Here is a 20,920-nt window from a genome sequence, read left to right as displayed (position 1 = left end):
GGCAAACGTAGTGAGGTGAAATTATGGCCAAAGTAAGTGCCGTTGAAAAAAATAAGCATCGTGAGGTGATGGTAAAGCGTTATGCTGCCCGTCGTGCACGTTTGAAAGCAATAGTTATGGATCAGAAGGTTTCTCTTGAAGAACGTTTTAAAGCTTCTGTTCAGTTGGCTGAGTTGCCGCGTAATTCTTCAAAAGTTCGTATTCGTAATCGCTGTGAGGTTTCAGGTCGTCCGCGGGCTTATTATCGTAAATTAAAAATGTCGCGAATTGCGTTGCGTGAGCTTGGCTCTATTGGCCATATTCCTGGTATTGTAAAGTCTAGTTGGTAAGAGGAGATTATTTAATGTCTATGTCAGATCCTCTTGGTGATATGTTAACACGTATTCGTAATGCACTTGGTCGTAAAAAAGGTAAAGTAGTTACCCCAGCTTCGAAGCTTCGTGCGCACGTTCTTGATGTTCTTCAGTCGGAAGGTTATATTCGCGGATATAATCAAATTGATTTAGGTGATGGGAAAGCTGAAATTGAAATCGAGTTGAAGTATTTTGAAGGGCTGGCTGCTATTCGTGAGATTTCACGTGTATCAAAGCCAGGTCGTCGTGTGTATGTTTCTGCTAAGTCACTTCCACAGGTGGCAAATGGTCTTGGTATTTCGATTTTATCGACTCCTAAAGGTGTCATGGCAGATCATGAGGCGCGTGAACAGAATGTTGGTGGAGAACTCCTTTGTCGTGTTTTCTAAGTTATGTCAAGAAAACGGAAGAAAAAGTAGGTTAGAACAATGTCTCGTATTGGAAAGAAACCCATTTCAATTCCTTCTGGAGTTACTGCTACTGTTGAAGGTCAGCTGGTTAAGGCAAAAGGTCCAAAAGGTGAACTGAGTTACGTCGTCAATGATGAAGTCTTAGTCAAGTTTGAGGAAAATATCATATCAGTTATGCCGCGGGATCAGTCAAAAGATGCGCGTTCTAAATGGGGTATGTCGCGCTCAATGATTGAGAACATTTTTTGTGGTGTGAAAGATGGTTTTGAAAAGAGGTTGGAGATTAATGGGGTTGGTTATCGTGCTGCTTTACAGGGTAAGGATGTTCAACTATCTCTAGGCTTTTCGCATGATGTGGTTTATAAAGTTCCATCGGGTGTTACTGTAACTGTTCCTAAACCAACAGAAATAGTTGTTTCTGGAATTGATAAACAGCAAGTTGGACAAGTTGCAGCGGAGATTCGTGAGTATCGTAGGCCTGAGCCTTATAAGGGTAAAGGTGTTAAGCATGCAGATGAACGTATCTTCCGTAAAGAAGGTAAAAAGAAATAAGGATTTTGTATTATGGTTTCATCTAAGGACATTATCCAACGTCGTGCAAGGCGTGTTCGTCGTAGAATTAAAATGGTTTCTCATGATCGTCCGCGGCTTAGTGTTTATCGTTCAAATCAGAACATTTATGCTCAGGTTATCGATGACTTGCGGGGATGTACGCTGGTTTCAGCTTCCACTCTTGAAAGTGATTTAAAAAAGTCGTTAAAGAGTGGTGCTGATAAAAAAGCAGCTTTTGCTGTTGGTAAGTTAATTGCTGAGCGTGCGAAGCAGGTGGGTGTTAATGAGGTGGTTTTTGATCGTGGAGCGTATGTGTACCATGGTCGCGTCAAAGCTTTAGCTGAAGCTGCTCGTGAAGGTGGTTTGAATTTCTAAAATTTCTTATTTATGAATGAGTAAGGAGAGTTTAGAGTATTTCGTTTAAGTTCTTCTAGTTTGATGAGGGACTTTGTTATGGTGCTTCCGGAAAAGAAAAAGGAATGAGGAATGGCACAAAAAGAACGTGGTGAGAGAGAAGAACGCGATAATGAATTTGTCGATAGGTTAGTTCATATCAATCGTGTTGCTAAAGTTGTAAAGGGTGGTCGGCGTTTTGGTTTTGCTGCTCTTGTTGTCGTTGGAGATCAAAAAGGGCGTGTGGGTTTTGGACATGGTAAAGCCCGTGAAGTTCCTGAAGCCGTTCGTAAAGCAACGGAATCTGCAAAACGTGGGATGATTTATGTTCCGCTTCGGTCTGGACGTACATTGCATCATGATCTTGAAGGTCGTCACGGAGCTGGGCGTGTTTTGCTACGTTCGGCTTCTGCTGGTACTGGTATTATTGCTGGGGGGCCGATGCGTGCTATTTTTGAGGCTCTTGGTATGCAGGATGTCGTTGCAAAATCATTAGGATCGTCGAATCCTTATAACATGGTTCGTGCGACATTTGATGCATTGAAACATCAAATGCATCCTAGGGATATTGCTGCTCAACGTGGTATAAAATATTCGACTTTGCAGGCGCGTCGTCGCCATTTGGTTGACCTAGAAGGATAGTTTCTGAGATTATCAGAAAAGGAATTAGGAAATGGTTCAGAAAAAATCTCAGAGTGGTAAAACTATCACGGTGGAGCAAATTGGAAGCCCTATTCGAAACTCACAGATTCAGCGTGCAACCTTAAAGGGGCTTGGACTAAATAAAATGCGTCGTCGGCGCGTTTTAGATGATACACTTTGTGTGCGGGGTATGATTGCTCAGGTTCGGCATCTTGTTCGCGTTATAGATGAAGGTTAAGGGTTGCAGGAGTATTAGATATGAAACTCAATGAACTGCGTGATTGTGAAGGCGCAACAAAAAATCGTAAGCGTGTTGGGCGTGGTATTGGTTCTGGTACGGGTAAGACTGCTGGTCGTGGTGTAAAAGGGCAAAAGTCGCGTTCTGGTGTTTCTCTTAATGGTTTTGAAGGTGGGCAAATGCCTATCTATCGTCGTTTGCCAAAACGTGGATTTAGAAATTTCTTTGCCAAAACCTATAATGAAGTTTCGCTAGGACGTATTCAGTTGGCCGTTGATGCAGGTAAGTTGAATATTGAAAAGCCTGTTGATATAATTGCTCTGAAAGAGGCAGGTATTATTCGTCGTGAAAAAGATGGGGTTCGTCTTCTTTCTGATGGTGATTTGAAGGCTAAGATTACCTTTCATGTTTCTGGTGCTTCACAAGCTGCTTGTGTTAAGATTGAAAAAGTGGGTGGCCAGGTTATTTTTCCTGATATTGCTCAATAATTTTTTTAATATGAGTAGAGACCTAAAGAAGAATTACATCTGTTCTATGGGATCTTTTGTGGAGATTTTTTAAATTCTGCATTTATTTATGTATGCATATATGAATTTTAGGGTTATACTTCTGTGATTTAAAGAACTGGAGTGTGAAGTGGAGACGTTTTATGGCATCAGCAGCAGAGCAATTTGCTTCCAATATAAACTTCGGTACCTTTTCGCGTGCAACTGAATTAAAGAAACGCATCTGGTTTACTCTTTCGGCGCTCCTTGTATATCGCTTTGGTACTTATATCTCTCTTCCAGGTATTAATATCGATGCTTTGCGGCAAACATTTGAACATCATGCGTCGGGTGTATTAGGGCTCTTTAATATGTTTGCTGGAGGTGCCGTTGGGCGTATGGCTATTTTTGCGCTGGGTATTATGCCTTATATATCGGCATCTATTATTGTGCAATTGTTAACATCTATTATTCCTTCTTTGGAAACTCTTAAAAAAGAAGGGGAATTAGGTCGTAAGGTTATCAATCAATATACGCGCTATGTAACAGTAGTATTGGCAATTCTACAAGCTTTTGGTATTGCGGTTGCGCTTGAAAGCGGTATCGGAACGGGACTTCAAATTGTTTTAGAACCAGGTCTTATGTTTCGCATTTCTTCTGTTATTACACTTGTTGGCGGAACGATGTTTCTCATGTGGCTTGGTGAGCAAATTACGTCACGTGGTGTTGGTAATGGGGTTTCTCTTATCATTTTTACAGGGATTGTAGCCAACTTTCCTTCTACTTTTGCTCAGCTTTTGACAGCTCATAGTCAGGCTGATTTATCAACTTTTCTTTTAATAGGAATCGTTCTTATTGCTGTTTTGGTTATTGGGCTTATTGTTTTTATAGAGCGTGCGCAACGGCGAATTCTTATCCAGTACCCGAAACGTCAGGTCGGTAATCAAATGTTTCAAGGAGATATGTCGCATCTTCCTTTAAAGTTGAATACTGCTGGTGTTATTCCACCTATTTTTGCTTCATCTTTATTATTATTACCTGCCACTATTAATAATTTTTCTGATAAAATGCCACAATGGGTTCAGGCGATTTCTTATGCTCTTGGTCATGGACAGCCACTTTATATGATGGTTTATGCATTTTTAATGGCGTTTTTTTGCTTTTTTTATACAGCTATTGTGTTTAATCCAAGTGATACTGCAGATCAGTTGAAAAAACATTCTGGTTTTATTCCAGGGATCCGTCCAGGTGAGCGTACAGCCGAATATATTGATTACGTTTTGACGCGTATTACTGTTGTGGGCGCTGTTTATATTATCTTGGTTTGTTTGTTACCTGAATTTATGATATCTGCATTACAGGTTCCTTTTTATCTTGGGGGAACATCTTTGTTGATTGTTGTTACTGTTACGCTTGATACGGTTGCTCAAATTCAGGGGCATCTTGTTGCCCACCAATATGAAGGGTTGATAAAAAAATCAAAACTTCGTGGAGGTAGAAGGAATCGATGAGAGTTATTCTTTTAGGTCCTCCTGGAGCGGGAAAAGGTACGCAAGCAAAAATGTTGACTGAGGAATATAACATTCCTCATTTATCAACAGGGGATATGTTGCGTGAGGTGATTGCCAAAGAAACGGAGATTGGTAAAAAAGCTAGAGCTATTATAAGTTCCGGTGCTTTGGTCCCTGATAGTATTGTTAACCAAATCGTATCAGATCGGATTGATGAAACTGATTGTGTAAACGGTTTTGTTTTGGATGGATATCCGCGAACTGTGGGGCAGGCAGAAGCGTTACAACAGATACTAGAGTCAAAAAATATGCGACTTGATGCTGTTATTGAGTTGTGTGTGGATGAAGACGTGTTGATCGAACGTATGAAAAAGCGCGTTGAGGAAACAATAGCGGCTGGTGGACAGGTTCGTTTAGATGACAATCCTGTTGCTTTTGCAAAGAGATTAGTAGAATATCGTGAAAAAACAGCTCCCTTATCAAAATTTTATTCAGAGAGGGGAATGTTGAAGGTCATTGACGGAATGATTGGTATTGCTGAAGTGACACGTATGATTAGAGGTTTTCTTTCATGAGATTTTTTTTAGAAATAAATGAAAAGAGTTGACTTTTGAGATGAAATCTATCACAAGTAAATTTAATTTATTTTAGCGAAATAAGAGGATTCGGAAGAATTTTTTTCTGAGTCTATTTTTTTCTGTAAGGTATACTAGGTATTTTATAACAACTTGTCAAAATAACTAAGGAGAGTAGGCGTGGCTCGTATTGCTGGCGTCAATATCCCGACAAATAAGCGTGTAATTATTGCGCTTCAATATATCCACGGGATTGGACCGAAATTTGCTCAAGAAATTATTGAAAGAGTTGGCATTCCTTTGGGGCGTCGTGTGCATGAACTTTCAGATGCTGAGGTGTTGCAGATTCGTGAGGCGATAGATCAGGGCTATCAAGTTGAAGGTGATCTTCGTCGTGAGGTTGCTATGAATGTTAAGCGTTTGATGGACCTTGGTTGTTATCGAGGATTGCGTCATCGCCGGTCTTTGCCTGTCCGAGGACAGCGGACTCATACGAATGCTCGTACGCGTAAAGGACCGGCTAAGGCAATTGCCGGTAAGAAGAAATAAGAGCCTTTGTGGAAGGTTTTTATATATTCTTTTTCTTGTTTAATTTATTTGACAAGGAAAAAAAGGTGGAGCTGCTGATGTTACGGCAGTGATGAGATCGTTGAAAGGGAAATTATGGCCAAGGAAGCCACACGTGTTCGTCGTCGCGAACGTAAAAATATTTCGTCAGGTGTTGTGCATATTAATTCAACATTTAATAACACAATGATTACTATTACTGATGCTCAGGGTAATGCAATTGCTTGGTCATCTGCGGGGGCTCAGGGGTTTAAAGGTGCACGTAAATCGACACCTTTTGCTGCTCAGGTTGCTGCGGAGGATTGTGCAAGAAAAGCGCAAGAGCATGGTATGCGTTCTTTGGAAGTTGAAGTTTGTGGACCTGGATCAGGGCGTGAATCTGCTCTACGTGCATTGCAATCTGTTGGTTTTGTCATTACTTCTATTCGCGATGTAACACCAATTCCTCATAATGGATGTCGTCCGCGGAAAAGGCGGCGTGTTTAATTGGGTGTTGTTTTTTGTTGTCGGAGATTTCTCTGATGTTCACATTGGTCGTTACGATTGAATGGTAACGGAACTAAAGAACGGGAATAAAAATATGATCCAGAAAAACTGGCAGGAACTTATTAAACCCAATAAGGTTGAATCATGTGCGCATGATAATCCGAATATTATAAGTGTGATTGCTGAACCTCTTGAACGGGGTTTTGGCTTGACGTTAGGCAATGCACTTCGTCGCGTGTTGTTATCTTCGCTTCGTGGTGCTGCTATTACTGCTGTGCAGATTGACGGTGTCTTACATGAATTTTCATCGATTCCTGGTGTGCGTGAGGATGTTACGGATATCATTTTGAATATAAAAGAAATTGCGCTTCGTATGGAAGAAGAAGGGCCTAAACGTGTCGTCGTTTATAAAGAGGGTCCTGGTGTCGTGAAAGCGGGAGATATCAGTACTGTTGGGGATATGGAAATTCTAAATCCAGATCATGTTATTTGTACTCTTGATGAAGAAGCTGAAATTCGTATGGAATTTATTGTCAACACAGGAAAGGGGTATGTTCCATCTGATCGTAATTGTGTTGATGATGCGCGTATAGGGCTTATTCCAATTGATAGTCTTTATTCACCAATTCGTAGAGTGTCTTATAAGGTGGAAAATACGCGTGAAGGTCAAGTTTTGGATTATGATAAATTGACCTTAACGATTGAAACAAACGGCGCTGTTAATGGAGAGGATGCTGTTGCTTTTGCAGCACGTATTCTTCAGGATCAATTATCGTTATTTATTAACTTTGAAGAGCCGCAGAAGGAGCCTATTGAAGAGGCTGATTCTGAGCTTTCTTTTAATCCTGCACTTCTCAAGAAAGTGGATGAATTAGAACTTTCAGTTCGTTCGGCAAATTGTCTTAAGAATGATAATATTGTTTATATTGGTGATCTGATTCAAAAAACAGAATCTGAGATGCTTCGGACACCGAATTTTGGTCGCAAATCGTTGAATGAGATTAAAGAAGTTTTGGCGTGTATGGGTTTACATCTTGGGATGGAGATTCCTGCGTGGCCGCCTGAAAACATTGATGATCTTGCAAAACGCTATGAAGATCAATATTAAAATTAGAATTTAAGGAGAAGCCTTATGCGCCATAGTAAGTCAGGACGCAAGTTGAATCGTACTGCCAGTCACCGTAAAGCGATGTTTGCAAATATGGCAACTTCGTTGATTGAGCATGAGCAGATTGTGACAACGCTTCCAAAGGCTAAAGAGATTCGTCCTATTGTTGAAAAACTTGTTACTCTTGGTAAGCGTGGTGGTTTGCATGCACGTCGGCAAGCAATTGCAGCACTTCGTGATGCAGGAAAGGTTGCAAAATTATTTGATACGCTTGCGCCACGTTATGCATCACGCAACGGTGGATATTTGCGTATTATGAAAGCGGGGTTTCGTACCGGTGATAATGCGCCCATGGCTGTTATAGAATTTGTTGATCGTGATGTTGAAGCGAAGGGTGCTGGGGATCGTGCTCGCATGGAGGCTTCTGAGAGTGAAAAGGGAACATCTTTGTAGAGTTTTTTTATTCTGTTGGATTTTTAAAGGCCGCCTTGTCTTAGGCGGTTTTTTTGTGAGCATTTTAAGTTTGTTTTAGTTGAGAAATAGGTGCAGAGAGAAAATTATAGGATATTGAATTATCTTATTTTTATAATATTTATTGTTCAAATAGGTTGTTTTTATTCTCTATTATGAAATATTAGTAGAGATCCTTAATTTGCGGGGATGCGTTTTTTAATTCTATTAATTTTCAACAGAATGTGCTGATTTTATAAGGAGTGGATTATGAGGTATTCTTTTTGGGTGCGGATTTTTTTTGCAATTATGATGCAGATATCATTTGATCATGTATATGCTCGTGTTCCTCAAACACAAACAGAAATTACTCTTTCATTTGCTCCTTTAGTTAAAAAGACTGTTCCATCTGTTGTGAATATTTATGCAGCTCGACAAATTAGAGCACGATCACCTTTTGAAGGCGATCCATTTTTTGAGCAATTTTTTGGTCGTTTTCAAAATAAATTTCCTGTTCGCAAGCAATCGTCATTAGGATCAGGGGTGATTGTTGATGCACGTGGTCTGATTGTTACAAATTATCACGTCATTAAAGATGCAAGCGAAATTAAAGTGGCTTTTTCTGATGGGCGGGAGTTTGAGAGTAAGATCGTGCTCAAAGATGAAGCAACTGATATTGCAATTCTTGAAGTTGATGCAAAAGATGCTCAATTTCCTGTTCTGTCTTTGGGAAATTCTGATGCTGTTGAAGTTGGTGATCTTGTTCTTGCTATTGGTAATCCTTTTGGTGTTGGTCAAACAGTTACAAGTGGTATTGTTTCAGCGCAAGCGCGTACACGTGTTGGGATTTCTGATTTTGACTTTTTTATTCAAACAGACGCAGCCATTAATCCAGGGAATTCTGGTGGTGCTTTAATTGATATGAAAGGTCAGTTAATTGGAATTAATACGGCTATTTATTCGCGTTCCGGTGGTTCTGTAGGGATTGGTTTTGCTATTCCAGTTAATCTTGTAAAAGTAATGCTTGATACTGTTAAACGCGGTGGAAAATATTTTGTGCCGCCTTATATTGGGGCTTCTTTTCAAAATGTTACAGCTGATATTGCTGGTGGTTTAGGGTTAGAACGTCCCTATGGTGCTCTGATTATTGAAGTTATCAAAGATAGTCCGGCTGAAAAAGCTGGATTGAAAGTAGGTGATGTTATTTTGAGTGTGCAGGGGGTACGCGTTGATAGTCCAGATAGTCTTGGGTATCGTTTGATGACAGCTGACGTTGGGCATAATCTTGCTTTGGAATATTTACGAAATGGAAAAACTTTAAAAACACAAATAACAGTTTCATCGATATCAGACACTGCACTTTTAAAATCTGAAAAAATTACGGGTGACAGTCCTCTTGCTGGTGCTGAAGTGTTAGATTTAACACCGCAAAATAGTCGACGTTTTCATCTTCCTATATCTGCAAAAGGGGTTGTGATTACCAATCTTGATGAAATGAGCAATGCATCTGGAATTTTTCAGTCAGGAGATATTCTACGTGTTGTAAATGGCCATAAAATTCAAACAGTTCATCAGTTGAAAAAAGTTCTTATGCAAGCTCGTTCGCGTACTTGGCAATTGGAATATGAACGTGATGGTATGTATATTCGCCAATTTATTCGTTGAGGTTTTTTTTGAAGAAAGATTTTTTTACTTCGTCGTTTGATTTGCAAGTTAATAAAAATCAGCCACTTGCAGAAAGAATGCGCCCTTGTTCTCTCAATGATGTTGTAGGACAAAAGCATTTGATTGGAGAGGATGGTTTGCTTTCACGTATGGTGGCAACTGGCTCAATTGGGTCGATGATTTTTTGGGGACCTCCAGGGACGGGAAAAACAACCGTTGCACGTTTGTTAGCACTTGAAACAAATTTCGCGTTTGAACAGGTTTCTGCTATTTTTACAGGAGTTTCTGAACTTAAAAAGATTTTTGAAGTTGCGCAGAGGCGTTTTATATCTGGGGATAAAACACTTCTCTTTGTTGATGAAATTCATCGATTTAATCGTGCGCAGCAGGATAGCTTTCTTCCTGTGATGGAAGATGGTACTGTGGTACTTATAGGTGCAACAACCGAAAATCCTTCTTTTGAACTTAATGCTGCTCTTCTTTCGCGTGCACGTGTTTTAACATTTCTTTCTCATGATCATGAAAGTTTGGACATGCTTTTGAGGCGTGCTGAAGAAGTGGAGGGAAAAATTCTTCCCTTGGATAATGATTCTAGAGACGTTTTGATAGAGATGTCCGATGGTGATGCGCGGGTAGCGTTAACATTGGCAGAGGAAGTTTGGTCTATTGTACCACTGGGAGAGATTCTTGATGTTGTTGCTTTGCAAAAAGTTATTCAGCGTCGTGTGCCCATTTATGATAAAGGACGAGATGGGCATTATAATCTCATTTCAGCGTTGCATAAATCCGTTCGTGGATCTGATCCTGATGCTGCGCTTTATTATTTGGCACGTATGTTGGATGCTGGTGAAGATCCTCTCTATATTGGGCGAAGATTGGTGCGTATGGCCGTTGAAGATGTTGGTTTGGCGGATCCTCAGGCTCTTGTCATTTGTAATGCAGCAAAAGATGCCTATGATTATTTAGGATCACCAGAAGGAGAATTGGCTTTAGCGCAAGCATGTCTTTATGTTGCAACTGCGCCAAAGTCAAATGCAACATATCTCGCGTATAAAGCAGCACTGCGTTGTGCGCGCAAAAATGGTTCTTTATCACCTCCTAAGCATATTCTTAATGCCCCTACGAAATTTATGAAGGAGGAAGGGTATGGAAATGGTTATCGTTATGACCATGATGAACCGGATGCTTTTTCAGGACAAGAATATTTTCCCGAAAAACTTGGGCGTCAGAGTTACTATAAACCAGTTGAGCGTGGCTTTGAGCGTGAAATTGTGAAACGTCTTGAGTGGTGGAAACAATTGCGTAAAAAACGTAAAGATCAAAAATAAAATTTGAGTTGAAATACTTTTTTTGTTGTTCTTGAATTTGTTTTTATCTCTTATGTTATTGTATGAGTAATTTAGTTTATGTTTTAAATATTTATTGCATTGCTCGTAGAGATTTTTTTTGATATCTCCAAAAATGCATATTTTTTTATCAAATTTAAATGTGTCATTCAACTTTTAAGCGGTTTTATTTTTGTGGTTTTTATTAAATAATATATTTATTTATAATGATAACGGACTGTTTCATAAGTTGAATGAAAGTCTCAGATACCGTAAATTTCTCTCATTTCAAGCCTGTTATTTGTTGGATCAATCAAATCATTCGCTTGCATGTTACAAGCAGGATTAGCGTGTGATAAAAAATGTACAAGAAAGGACTAAAAATTCCTCTTATGAATCGTCTCAAGTGCCGAAAGCTGTCGCAACATTGGGGGATGATAAATAGTGTGATGGTGCGGCTCACTCCTTCTTTAGTATAAAGATGGTGGCGCCCAAAGGGTTTTATAGTATACCACATTCATGGGTGTTGTTACGAAGTGAGCTTGGGAGCATTGAGAGATCTTTCTTAAATTGAGGGCATGAATATGCAACACAATGGCGTTTTGTTCTTCGATGCAATAGGGTATGAGGTTGATTAATGATGCGTTTTTGTGTGATCAATAGCATGAGACTCTTAGTCTCTTAAATGCTTAATCAAAGGGATCAGCAGAAGGGCTTTAGAACATTGTGTTTAAATTTAAATTGTTCCTTTTCTAGAGAGATATAAATATGTTAACTATGCTCTCATAGAGATATTATTTTATTGGAGTTTATTATGTGTCATAAGATAAGCAATGCCAACTCTTTATTGTGATGGTCCTGAATGTTATGGACATAATGTGCAGATAGGAATGGAAATAGTCTGTGAAAATTTAAACTCAAGTCTTTAGTTAAATTAAAAGTACAGTGTACACTAAAGTTTTAGGTTATTATGAATCGGTCAAGGATATAATCGTGGATAAAACAAAGGCTCTCGATGCTGCTCTCTCACAAATTGAACGTTCTTTTGGTAAAGGCTCGATTATGCGTCTTGGGCAAAAAGAGCAGGTTGTTGAAATTGAAACAGTTCCAACAGGGTCGTTATCCCTGGATATTGCTTTAGGGATTGGTGGATTACCGAAGGGGCGTATTGTTGAGATTTACGGGCCAGAAAGTTCTGGGAAAACAACATTGGCTCTACATGCTATTGCTGAGGCACAAAAAGGAGGTGGGATTTGTGCTTTTATTGATGCAGAGCATGCGCTTGATCCTATTTATGCGCGTAAGCTTGGTGTTGATTTAGCAAATTTGTTCATTTCTCAGCCAGATACCGGTGAACAGGCATTGGAAATTACAGAAACGTTAGTTCGTTCTGGTGCAGTTGATGTGCTTGTTGTGGATTCTGTCGCAGCTTTAACACCGCGAGCAGAAATTGACGGTGAAATGGGTGATGCTTTACCCGGATTGCAAGCTCGGTTAATGAGTAAAGCTTTGCGAAAATTAACCGCAGCAATTTTTCGCTCTAACTGTATGGTTGTCTTTATTAATCAAATTCGCATGAAAATTGGTGTGATGTTTGGTTCTCCCGAAACGACAACGGGTGGAAACGCTTTAAAGTTTTATGCTTCTGTTCGTTTAGACATTCGTCGCATTGGATCCATTAAAGATAGGGATTCAATCGTTGGTAATCAGACGCGTGTTAAAGTGGTGAAGAATAAATTAGCACCTCCATTCAAACAGGTTGAGTTTGATATTATTTATGGTGAAGGTATTTCCAAAGTAGGTGAATTGATTGATTTGGGTGTCAAGGTTGGTATTGTGGAAAAATCTGGTGCATGGTTTTCTTATAATTCTCAGCGTTTAGGACAGGGGCGTGAGAATGCAAAGCAGTTTTTACGTGAACATGCGGAAATAGCTACAGAGATTGAAGCCGCTTTGCGCCAAAATGCTGGTTTGATTGCGATTGAATTGTTAGAAAATGCAGGGTCAGAAAATATAGAAAGTGATGAAGCCATTTGATGGAGCGTTTTTTTCGTCTATAATTTTTTGCTTTTAAGATTTTTCTGTTTTTTTGTTTGAGCTTTTAAATACGCAGTCATTTTTTTCTCAATTTTTAAAACAAATATTCCATTTTTGATTAAATTGACTCCATACGTGACAAAGAGGATATTTAATGAGGGGGATTTTTCTTTTATGGTTTTGTGCTGTATTGAGCAGGTGTCAGTATGAATAGTGTTAATAATATTCGGTCAATATTTTTGGATTATTTTCATCGTAATGGGCATAAAGTTCTTTCTTCTAGTCCTCTTGTTCCGCGGAATGATCCTACACTTATGTTTACAAATGCAGGGATGGTGCAGTTTAAAAATGTTTTTACTGGACTTGAACAACCTCCTTATAAGAAGGCAACAACGGCACAAAAATGTGTTCGTGCGGGTGGAAAGCATAATGATCTTGATAATGTTGGTTATACGGCGCGTCATCATACATTTTTTGAAATGCTGGGTAATTTTTCTTTCGGTGATTATTTCAAAGAAGAAGCCATTTTTTTATCATGGAATCTTTTAACGAAGGAATTTTGCCTGCCAAAAGATAAATTGTTGGTGACAGTTTACCAGAGTGATGATGATGCTGCTGAACTGTGGCGGAAAATTTCAGGTCTTCCAGATGAAAAAATTGTCCGTATTGCGACGGCTGATAATTTTTGGTCGATGGGAGAAACAGGCCCTTGTGGGCCTTGTTCGGAGATTTTTTATGATCATGGTGATAAAATCTGGGGCGGTCCTCCTGGAAGTATAGAAGAAGATGGCGATCGCTTTATTGAGATTTGGAATCTTGTTTTTATGCAATATGAGCAGATTTCTAAGGAAAAGCGTGTTGATTTGCCTCATCCTTCTATTGATACCGGTATGGGATTAGAGCGTATTGCTGCTGTTTTACAGGGTGTTCATGATAATTATGATATTGATCTTTTTCGTGCATTAATTGCTGCTTCAGAAGAAATTACAGGGATTGAGGCAAAGGGTGATTTTATTGCCAGCCATCGTGTCATTGCTGATCATCTTCGTTCATCTGCATTTTTGATTGCTGATGGTGTGCTTCCTTCTAATGAAGGAAGAGGATATGTTTTACGTCGCATTATGCGTCGCGCTATGCGTCACGCGCATCTTCTTGGTGCTAAAGAGCCATTGATGTGGCGTCTTTTGCCTGCTCTGATTCGCGAAATGGGACAAGCCTATCCTGAATTGGTGCGTGCTGAATCTTTGATTTCAGAAACTTTAAGGTTAGAAGAAATGCGTTTTCGTAAAACGCTTGAACGAGGACTTGGTTTATTAAATGAAGCAAGTACCGATCTTAAAGAAGGAGATTATTTAAATGGTGAAGTTGCTTTCAAGCTTTATGATACCTATGGTTTTCCGCTTGATTTAACGCAGGATGTTTTGCGGCGTCGTGGAATATCTGTTGATGTTGATACCTTTGATAAAGCGATGGAACGTCAAAAAGAGGAAGCGCGTGCCAATTGGTCTGGTTCTGGGGAAGCTATAACAGAAAAGATCTGGTTTTCTGTTCGTGATAAAGTGGAGGCTACAGAATTTGTGGGTTATGAAACAGAAACGGCTAAAGGTATTCTTACAGCTCTTGTGTGTGATGGTAAACTCGTTGATCATATTTCTTCAGGTCAGAAAGCTATGCTTGTTGTTAATCAGACACCTTTTTATGGTGAAGCTGGGGGTCAGATTGGTGATAGCGGTATCATTTCTAATGAAAAATTTATTTTTGAGGTGCATGATACTCAGAGAAAAGGTGATGGTCTTTTTATTCATATTGGAGAAGTAAACTCTGGTCAGGCATCGAGGTCTGATTGTGTCGAATTAACGGTTGATGTTGTTCGTCGTAAAAAAATCCGTGTAAATCATTCTGCTACTCATTTGTTACACGAAGCTTTACGACAAGTTTTGGGATCTCATGTTACACAAAAGGGCTCTCTTGTATCGCCAGATCGATTGCGTTTTGATTTTTCTCATCCAAAATCTGTTTCTTTGGAAGAATTGAAAAAAATAGAAGATTTAGCAAATGAGATTATTTTACAAAATAGTGAAGTAAAAACGCGCCTCATGGCTGTAGATGATGCCATTTCTGAAGGGGCAATGGCGTTATTCGGTGAAAAATATGGTGATGAAGTTCGTGTTGTTTCTATGGGAAATAAGCTTGAACCAGGGGAACTACAGAAGAATTGGTCAATTGAGCTTTGTGGAGGTACACATGTGGAGCGAACAGGGGATATCGGTTTGATTCATATTGTTTCTGAAAGTTCTGTAGCTGCTGGAGTGCGGCGTATTGAAGCTTTAACAGGCAAAGAAGCACGCCTTTATCTTAGCCGCCAAGATGAACGTATTCATGAAATTGCTGATCTTTTAAAAACTTCTTCTGTTGGTGTGGAAGAACGGGTGCGAATTTTACTTGATGATCGTCGTAAACTTGAAAAAGAATTGAATGATGTACGCAAGAAAATGATGTTGAGTGGTGGAATAACAGAAAGGAGCCAAGGTGATATGACTATCATCAATGGTTTTTCTTTTACCGGACGCGTTGTTAAAAATATTTTACCACGGGATCTTAAGGCGATCGTCGATTCTGAGAAAAAACAAATCGGATCTGGAGTGGTTGCGTTTATTAGTGTCTCGGAGGATGGAAAAGGGAGTGCTGTTGTCGGCGTTACGGATGATTTAACTCATAGATTGAATGCTGTTGATCTCGTTCGTATTCTTTCAGCTATGCTTGGTGGTAAAGGTGGAGGTGGCCGTCCTGATATGGCGCAGGCTGGTGGTCCTGAGGGGAACAAAGCTGATGAGGCATTTGCAGCACTAAAAGATTTTTTGGAAAAAATTAAAGAATGAAATTATTCTGCATAGATGTTTTTACATTTTTATATTGGATGGGCATCTATGTATCATGAATATTTGTCTGGTGTATTTCTGAAATGAAGATACAGCGTAATTGGGAAAAATACAATCGTAAAGATAAAAACAGTGTTTGTCTTTATCATCACTTTTTCATTTGGCATTATAGCTTCCAAGCATTTCAGAAATCACTGTTTTAAGATAAGATAGATTATGCAGCACTTCATACTTTGCTGTTACTAGGAAGACTAGTTATTGTGTTGCTCTTATAGATTTTTTTGAAAAAAAATCTCTTTTATGAAAGGAATAATACAAGATTTATTGCATACGATTATCCTTATAAAAGAGCTATTGTATTGTTTTCATTTTGCTTTTTATTTACAAGAAAACAATTTTTCGGTTTATCATTAAAAGGTTTTAAAAAGAATATTCTCCTATCTTTATAAATCTTTATTTCAAGTTATAAATTAATGAATTATCTATATAAATCAAATGAATGTTACATAAATTTAAAGATTTAGATTAATTTCTAATTTATTATCATACAATTGCCTTAATACATTGAGTTATAATGATAATTTATCGTTTTATATTTTGAATAAGAGCTACGAATATTCGTAGAATTTTATCATTTAAATTCTGTGTATGTTAAATTAATCAAAATCACTCACGAATGTCGTTGTAAAATGGGCTTAGGAGCATTGAGAAATGTTTCTTAAAAAAGCCATATGAATGTGCAAAACAATGACGTTCTGTTCTTTATGAGAGGACTATAAAGAACATGATAAACAAAAGTGCAAAGCAATACAATAATATTCATTATTAAAAAGATATTGCTTTAGTTCGTTTTGAAATTCATAAAGCTGAGTTGAAAGAAGATGGTAAAACTGGAAATTATTTTTACCTTTACATTTTCCCTAAATGAGAGTGTGTACTCGTCAATATGCACAGATATAGGGAAATATTTTTGTCCTAATCTAGTAAAATTGTAATAGCAGAGAAAATACTAAACTGTTTTAGTATTTGTTTTAAATACCTAAAATGGATTGTGGCATTTTTAGAAATATTTTTACGTGTATCATATAAGCACTCTTATTATAGTGAGAAGGATTTTTTGCATAAGATTTATGAAGAGTATCGTTTTTATGAAGCTATGGCTTCATGTAAGGGGATAACATTTTCTCCTTCTCTTTCTGGTTGTTTGATTGTTAAACCACTTGCCTTTAAAAAATTAGAGAAACGTCCTCCTTTATCGATCAATTCTTGAAAGTTTCCTTTTTCCATTAAGTAACCATGTTCCAGAAAGAGTATCACATCAGCATTGCGTACTGTTGAGAGGCGATGTGCTATAATAAAAGTAGTGCGGTTATGGCGTATGCAATCGAGAGCATCTTTGACACGTGCTTCTGTTTCAACATCAAGAGCGCTTGTTGCTTCATCTAGAATGAGAATAGGGGCATTTTTTAAAACAGCGCGTGCAATTGCTAGTCGCTGTTTTTCTCCACCTGATAATTGAGATCCTCGTTCGCCTACTATTGTGTTATAACAATCAGCTTTTTTTAGAATAAAATCGTGAGCTTCTGCTATTTTTGCTGCTTCATAAAGTTCTTCATTCGTTGCGCTCGCTTTTCCTATTGAAATATTGTCATAAATAGTGCGGTTGAAAAGACCTGAGTCTTGAAATACTGTTGCTAGAGACTTGCGTAAAGATTCGCGATTGATCGAGCATATATTTATTCCATCAATGGAGATATGCCCAATAGTAGGGTCGTATACGCGCTGCAACAGATTGATCAATGTTGTCTTCCCAGCCCCTGTTGGTCCTACAATCGCAACAGTTTGTCCTGCTTTAACCTCAAAGGAAATATCAAAAACACCTTGAGAAGAATTTGGAAATTTATAGGTCACATGATGAAATTTTATGGCGCCTTTAACATTTTGGATGGAAGGAAGATTTTGTGGTTCGTTGGTATGAAAGGTTGAGTCTTCCATTTCAAAAAATTCTTGCAGTTTTGCTTGTGAGGATATTGCACAATTAATAAAATTGCTCATTTGGTCTAGACGGCTAATCATGAGTTGTGCAAATCCAACAAAAGCAACGATTTCACCTACTCGTAATTGACCTTTTGCAACAAAAAAAGCTCCAAGGAGAAGAACACAAACGATTGAAATTGTTGAAGCCATTCGATTTAAGCCACTGGCAAGCGCCCACCAATTAAGAACAGGATTTTGTGCTTTAAGCAGAGCATTTGTATGTTGATGCAGTATAGAAGTTTCTTCTTTTATTCGGTTATAACTTTGTACAATGGAAACATTAGAAATTGAATCACTGACATGTTTAAAAAGGTTGTGGTGGTAGCATTCTACAGCGGCTTGTCCGCCTTTTGTTTTTCGCATCACTAAATGTGCAATTAATACGTAGATGATGGCAAGCACAACCAAGACTATTGAAAGACGCCAATTCATATTAAACGCTATGGGGATGAGAACCAATAAAGCGACAAGGGTTGAGAGGTGTTGGCGCATAAAATCAAGCCATATGGTTGACATGGAATCTATTGCGCGCAAAAGTGTATGGAGTGCGTTGGAAGTCCCACGTTGTTGATGCCAAATTAAAGGCATGGCAATGATACGTTCGAAAGATTCCGTTAAAACCATTAAGCGGCGTCTATGGGCTAAGCGGTCAGCACCGCGAGCAACAAGGACATAAGCAATAATATGTGAAAGTCCAAAACAAACCCAAAGGGTAAGAGTAGGAATGATAGCTGATTTTTCTGAAATAGAATCAATAACGCGTCCGAATAAAATAGGTTCCGCAATAGTGATAATAGCTAACATAACATTAGCGGTACAGATTAAAAGGGATGCATTTTTTTCTCTATTTAGGTAAGTGAGAACACGTGCATAGGTTTTGAATAAGGACACGGTTAATTATCTCCATTCGCTATTAAGCGTAAAGGTTGTTGATTTTTACAACGCTTAGTTTTTAGCTAATAAAATTTGGACGTTAAGAAAAGGCAATTTTGGATACTAACTGTAATATGGTGTGATAAAGCCAACTAAAATATCATTTTTTGTGTTTATAAAGGCGCAAAAATAGATCAATAAAATTATCAGGTAAAAAATATTGGGCAGAGAAAATTATCAGGTAAGGGAATTTTCATGGCAGGCGTAGAAATAAAAAAAGTTGAGGCAGATGAAAATGGAATGCGCTTGGACCGCTGGTTTAAAGTGCATTACCCTGGACTTGGTTTTGGAGCTTTGCAAAAATTGTTGCGTTCTGGTCAGATACGGGTTGATGGTGGACGAGTTAAAGCTGATACGCGTCTTTGTATGGGGCAAGCTGTTCGTATTCCACCCCTCCCTATTAATGACAAGGAAAATCTTTCAATAACGGATAAAACACTTCGTGGGCAGGATGATGAAACCGTTTTGAAAAAAATGCTGCTTTATGAAGATCCAAAGGTATTTGTTTTTAATAAACCAGCTGGGTTGGCTGTACAAGGAGGCTCTGGTTTAACACGTCACATGGATAGTATGCTTGAGGTATGGCGCAATAAAAAAGGTGAAAAGCCGCGTTTGGTTCATCGTCTTGATCGTGAGACGTCGGGTGTGCTTATTGTTGCGCGATCAAGGGGAGCTGCTCAGTCCTTAACAGCTGCTTTTAGAGCGCGAGAAACAAAAAAGACTTATTGGGCGTTGGTTCGGGGCGTGCCTAAAAAAAAGCAGGACAAAATTTCAACGTGGATGGTTAAGGAAATGACTGCACAAGGTGACAAAATGCGTGTTTGTGAACATGGGGAACCAGATTCACATCATGCGGTTTCCTACTATCGCGTTTTAGATACGCGAGGGCGGGCTCTTTCGTGGCTTGAAATGGAACCCTATACAGGAAGAACACATCAGCTTCGTGTGCATGCTGCCCATATGGATCATCCTATCATTGGCGATACAAAGTATTTTTTTTCTGATAGTAATTGGACATTACCAGGAGGAATTCAAAACCGTCTTCATCTTCATGCACGTCGTATTCGTATTCCTCATCCTTCAGGAGGAATATTGGATATTGTTGCACCTTTACCACCTCATATGGTTCAAAGTTTTAATCTTTTGTCTTTTAATGAGAGTGATGCTGAAACAGAGTAATCTATTTCTATTAAATCAATACATTACTGTAATAGTGGGGGAATAGGTGAATCTTGATTCTATTGAGTTTTTTTGCCCCTATCCCTCATTTTTTTGAAGCTTTTTTATAGATTCTAAGGCTAATTTTTTACGATCTGCGCTCTTTGTGTAAAGAGATGCCATATTATCATTTGTCCAGCCAAATAATGCTTTCAATTGTGATACTGTTGCACCAGAATTAGCTGCGCGTGTTGCTGCTAATTTTCTCAATCCATGCGCCGATTTTTTGATACCTGCTTGAGTACATGCCTTGTAAAATACACTTCCGAAACTATTTTTGTGTAATTTTTGGCTGTATTTACCACAAATAAATGTTTCATCACCAATAGGACCAGCTTCAAGCGTTTTGGCTAATTCTGGTAAAATAGGAAGAAAAACATCTGTTTTAAATTGGCTCTTTTCTGTTTTGAGATGGATGATATTATCTTTGACATCTTTCCAGCCAATGCGTACCGCATCACCACGACGCAAGCCCGTATATAAAAGAACATCAATCCAGACACGTTCATGGGTACCATGATGCCATCTTTGATAATATTTTTCGACATCTTCTTCTGTCCAAACAGGAAAGCCGTCTTTATTTTTGAGGGGTGGTCTTTTTATTCCGAAAGCTGGGTTATTCTCCAGAAGTTCTTGATCGATCGCCCAATTAAAAAGTCCATTAAGGGCTTTCAGGAAGTTTCTAGCCATTGCTGGTGTTTCTTTACGCCGTTCAACACCGGCTATGATATGTTTCTTTTCAATTGCTTGGTATGGAATATTTCCTATGGTATCACATACCTTCATAAGGATGAGTTCTTTTTGTTTTTGGGTGACTTTAGAAAGGCTATGCCAATTGGAGCTGTTAAAGTATTGTTTAAGCAGCCATGCAAATGATCCTTCAACAAGTTTACCGGTTTTGGATTTAGGAAGTATAAGCCCTTGTAACTCGGCAAGTGCGCTTTTATAGTTGTCAACAAATTCTTGCGTTCCATAGGTACCGCGTATTCTAATACGTGGTCCATGACCAATACGTACATACCATATAATTTTACCATGGCGTGTGACTTCTTTGAC

The 20,920-nt window shown here is 38.7% G+C and carries 20 protein-coding genes; 18 read left to right on the top strand and 2 right to left on the bottom strand.

The window, feature by feature from the left end; all coding sequences use genetic code 11:
• Positions 1–23: 23 nt before the first annotated feature.
• The 17 genes from rpsN to alaS all read left to right on the top strand — a co-directional run bounded on the left by rpsN (position 24) and on the right by alaS (position 15,676).
• Positions 24–329, top strand: a complete 306-nt coding sequence (gene rpsN, locus ACFIKU_RS07860; RefSeq protein ID WP_375657167.1) for a 30S ribosomal protein S14 — start codon at positions 24–26, stop codon at positions 327–329.
• Between the two features lie 14 nt (positions 330–343).
• Positions 344–742, top strand: coding sequence for a 30S ribosomal protein S8 (gene rpsH, locus ACFIKU_RS07855; protein ID WP_015856577.1), 399 nt, complete (start codon positions 344–346; stop codon positions 740–742).
• A gap of 39 nt (positions 743–781) precedes the next feature.
• On the top strand, positions 782–1,315 hold the full coding sequence (gene rplF / locus ACFIKU_RS07850) for a 50S ribosomal protein L6 (protein WP_015856576.1): 534 nt from the start codon (positions 782–784) through the stop codon (positions 1,313–1,315).
• A 12-nt stretch (positions 1,316–1,327) separates the two neighbouring features.
• Positions 1,328–1,690, top strand: coding sequence for a 50S ribosomal protein L18 (gene rplR / locus ACFIKU_RS07845; RefSeq protein ID WP_375657166.1), 363 nt, complete (start codon positions 1,328–1,330; stop codon positions 1,688–1,690).
• Between the two features lie 111 nt (positions 1,691–1,801).
• The gene (gene rpsE / locus ACFIKU_RS07840) at positions 1,802–2,350 is read left to right on the top strand and encodes a 30S ribosomal protein S5 (RefSeq protein WP_015856574.1); all 549 of its coding nucleotides are present in this window, start codon (positions 1,802–1,804) and stop codon (positions 2,348–2,350) included.
• Positions 2,351–2,381: 31 nt separating this feature from the next.
• Positions 2,382–2,588, top strand: coding sequence for a 50S ribosomal protein L30 (rpmD, locus tag ACFIKU_RS07835; RefSeq protein WP_015856573.1), 207 nt, complete (start codon positions 2,382–2,384; stop codon positions 2,586–2,588).
• A 20-nt stretch (positions 2,589–2,608) separates the two neighbouring features.
• Complete coding sequence (gene rplO, locus ACFIKU_RS07830; RefSeq protein WP_375657165.1) at positions 2,609–3,076, top strand: 50S ribosomal protein L15; 468 nt, start codon at positions 2,609–2,611, stop codon at positions 3,074–3,076.
• 161 nt (positions 3,077–3,237) lie between these two features.
• Positions 3,238–4,584, top strand: a complete 1,347-nt coding sequence (gene secY, locus ACFIKU_RS07825) for a preprotein translocase subunit SecY (protein WP_375642479.1) — start codon at positions 3,238–3,240, stop codon at positions 4,582–4,584.
• Entirely contained in the window at positions 4,581–5,159 is a 579-nt protein-coding gene (locus ACFIKU_RS07820; protein ID WP_375642470.1) for an adenylate kinase, read from the top strand. The genes secY and ACFIKU_RS07820 overlap by 4 nt, the downstream gene beginning before the upstream one ends.
• Positions 5,160–5,339: 180 nt before the next feature.
• Positions 5,340–5,708 carry a 30S ribosomal protein S13 gene (rpsM, locus tag ACFIKU_RS07815; protein WP_026500557.1) on the top strand — a complete coding sequence of 123 codons (369 nt, stop codon included), beginning with the start codon at positions 5,340–5,342 and terminating at the stop codon, positions 5,706–5,708.
• A gap of 114 nt (positions 5,709–5,822) precedes the next feature.
• Positions 5,823–6,212, top strand: coding sequence for a 30S ribosomal protein S11 (gene rpsK / locus ACFIKU_RS07810; RefSeq protein WP_007347762.1), 390 nt, complete (start codon positions 5,823–5,825; stop codon positions 6,210–6,212).
• Between the two features lie 94 nt (positions 6,213–6,306).
• Positions 6,307–7,320 (top strand): DNA-directed RNA polymerase subunit alpha, encoded by a 1,014-nt coding sequence (locus ACFIKU_RS07805; RefSeq protein WP_375642471.1) that lies wholly within the window; start codon positions 6,307–6,309, stop codon positions 7,318–7,320.
• A gap of 24 nt (positions 7,321–7,344) precedes the next feature.
• Complete coding sequence (rplQ, locus tag ACFIKU_RS07800) at positions 7,345–7,773, top strand: 50S ribosomal protein L17 (protein WP_375642472.1); 429 nt, start codon at positions 7,345–7,347, stop codon at positions 7,771–7,773.
• A 267-nt stretch (positions 7,774–8,040) separates the two neighbouring features.
• A complete protein-coding gene (locus ACFIKU_RS07795; protein ID WP_375657164.1) occupies positions 8,041–9,435 on the top strand; it encodes a DegQ family serine endoprotease in 1,395 nt (464 codons plus the stop codon).
• 8 nt (positions 9,436–9,443) lie between these two features.
• Positions 9,444–10,763, top strand: coding sequence for a replication-associated recombination protein A (locus ACFIKU_RS07790; protein ID WP_375657163.1), 1,320 nt, complete (start codon positions 9,444–9,446; stop codon positions 10,761–10,763).
• 990 nt (positions 10,764–11,753) lie between these two features.
• Positions 11,754–12,797: a recombinase RecA gene (gene recA / locus ACFIKU_RS07785; RefSeq protein WP_375642475.1), complete on the top strand. Its 1,044-nt coding sequence runs from the start codon at positions 11,754–11,756 to the stop codon at positions 12,795–12,797.
• A 206-nt stretch (positions 12,798–13,003) separates the two neighbouring features.
• A complete protein-coding gene (gene alaS, locus ACFIKU_RS07780) occupies positions 13,004–15,676 on the top strand; it encodes an alanine--tRNA ligase (protein WP_375657162.1) in 2,673 nt (890 codons plus the stop codon).
• Positions 15,677–16,822: 1,146 nt separating this feature from the next.
• Here alaS and ACFIKU_RS07775 read toward each other — a convergent pair.
• Positions 16,823–18,604 (bottom strand): glucan ABC transporter ATP-binding protein/ permease, encoded by a 1,782-nt coding sequence (locus tag ACFIKU_RS07775; RefSeq protein ID WP_375657161.1) that lies wholly within the window; start codon positions 18,602–18,604, stop codon positions 16,823–16,825.
• Positions 18,605–18,841: 237 nt separating this feature from the next.
• On the opposite strand from ACFIKU_RS07775, the gene ACFIKU_RS07770 reads away from it, so the two are divergent.
• The gene (locus tag ACFIKU_RS07770) at positions 18,842–19,825 is read left to right on the top strand and encodes an RluA family pseudouridine synthase (protein WP_375657160.1); all 984 of its coding nucleotides are present in this window, start codon (positions 18,842–18,844) and stop codon (positions 19,823–19,825) included.
• A 78-nt stretch (positions 19,826–19,903) separates the two neighbouring features.
• Here the strand turns inward: ACFIKU_RS07770 and ACFIKU_RS07765 are convergent.
• Positions 19,904–20,920: tyrosine-type recombinase/integrase (locus tag ACFIKU_RS07765; protein ID WP_375657159.1), on the bottom strand; the 1,017-nt coding region annotated here is incomplete at its 5' end.

The sequence above is a fragment of the Bartonella sp. CM120XJJH genome (assembly GCF_042194715.1).
Classification (GTDB): domain Bacteria; phylum Pseudomonadota; class Alphaproteobacteria; order Rhizobiales; family Rhizobiaceae; genus Bartonella.
This window is presented reverse-complemented; position numbering and strand designations above follow the sequence as displayed.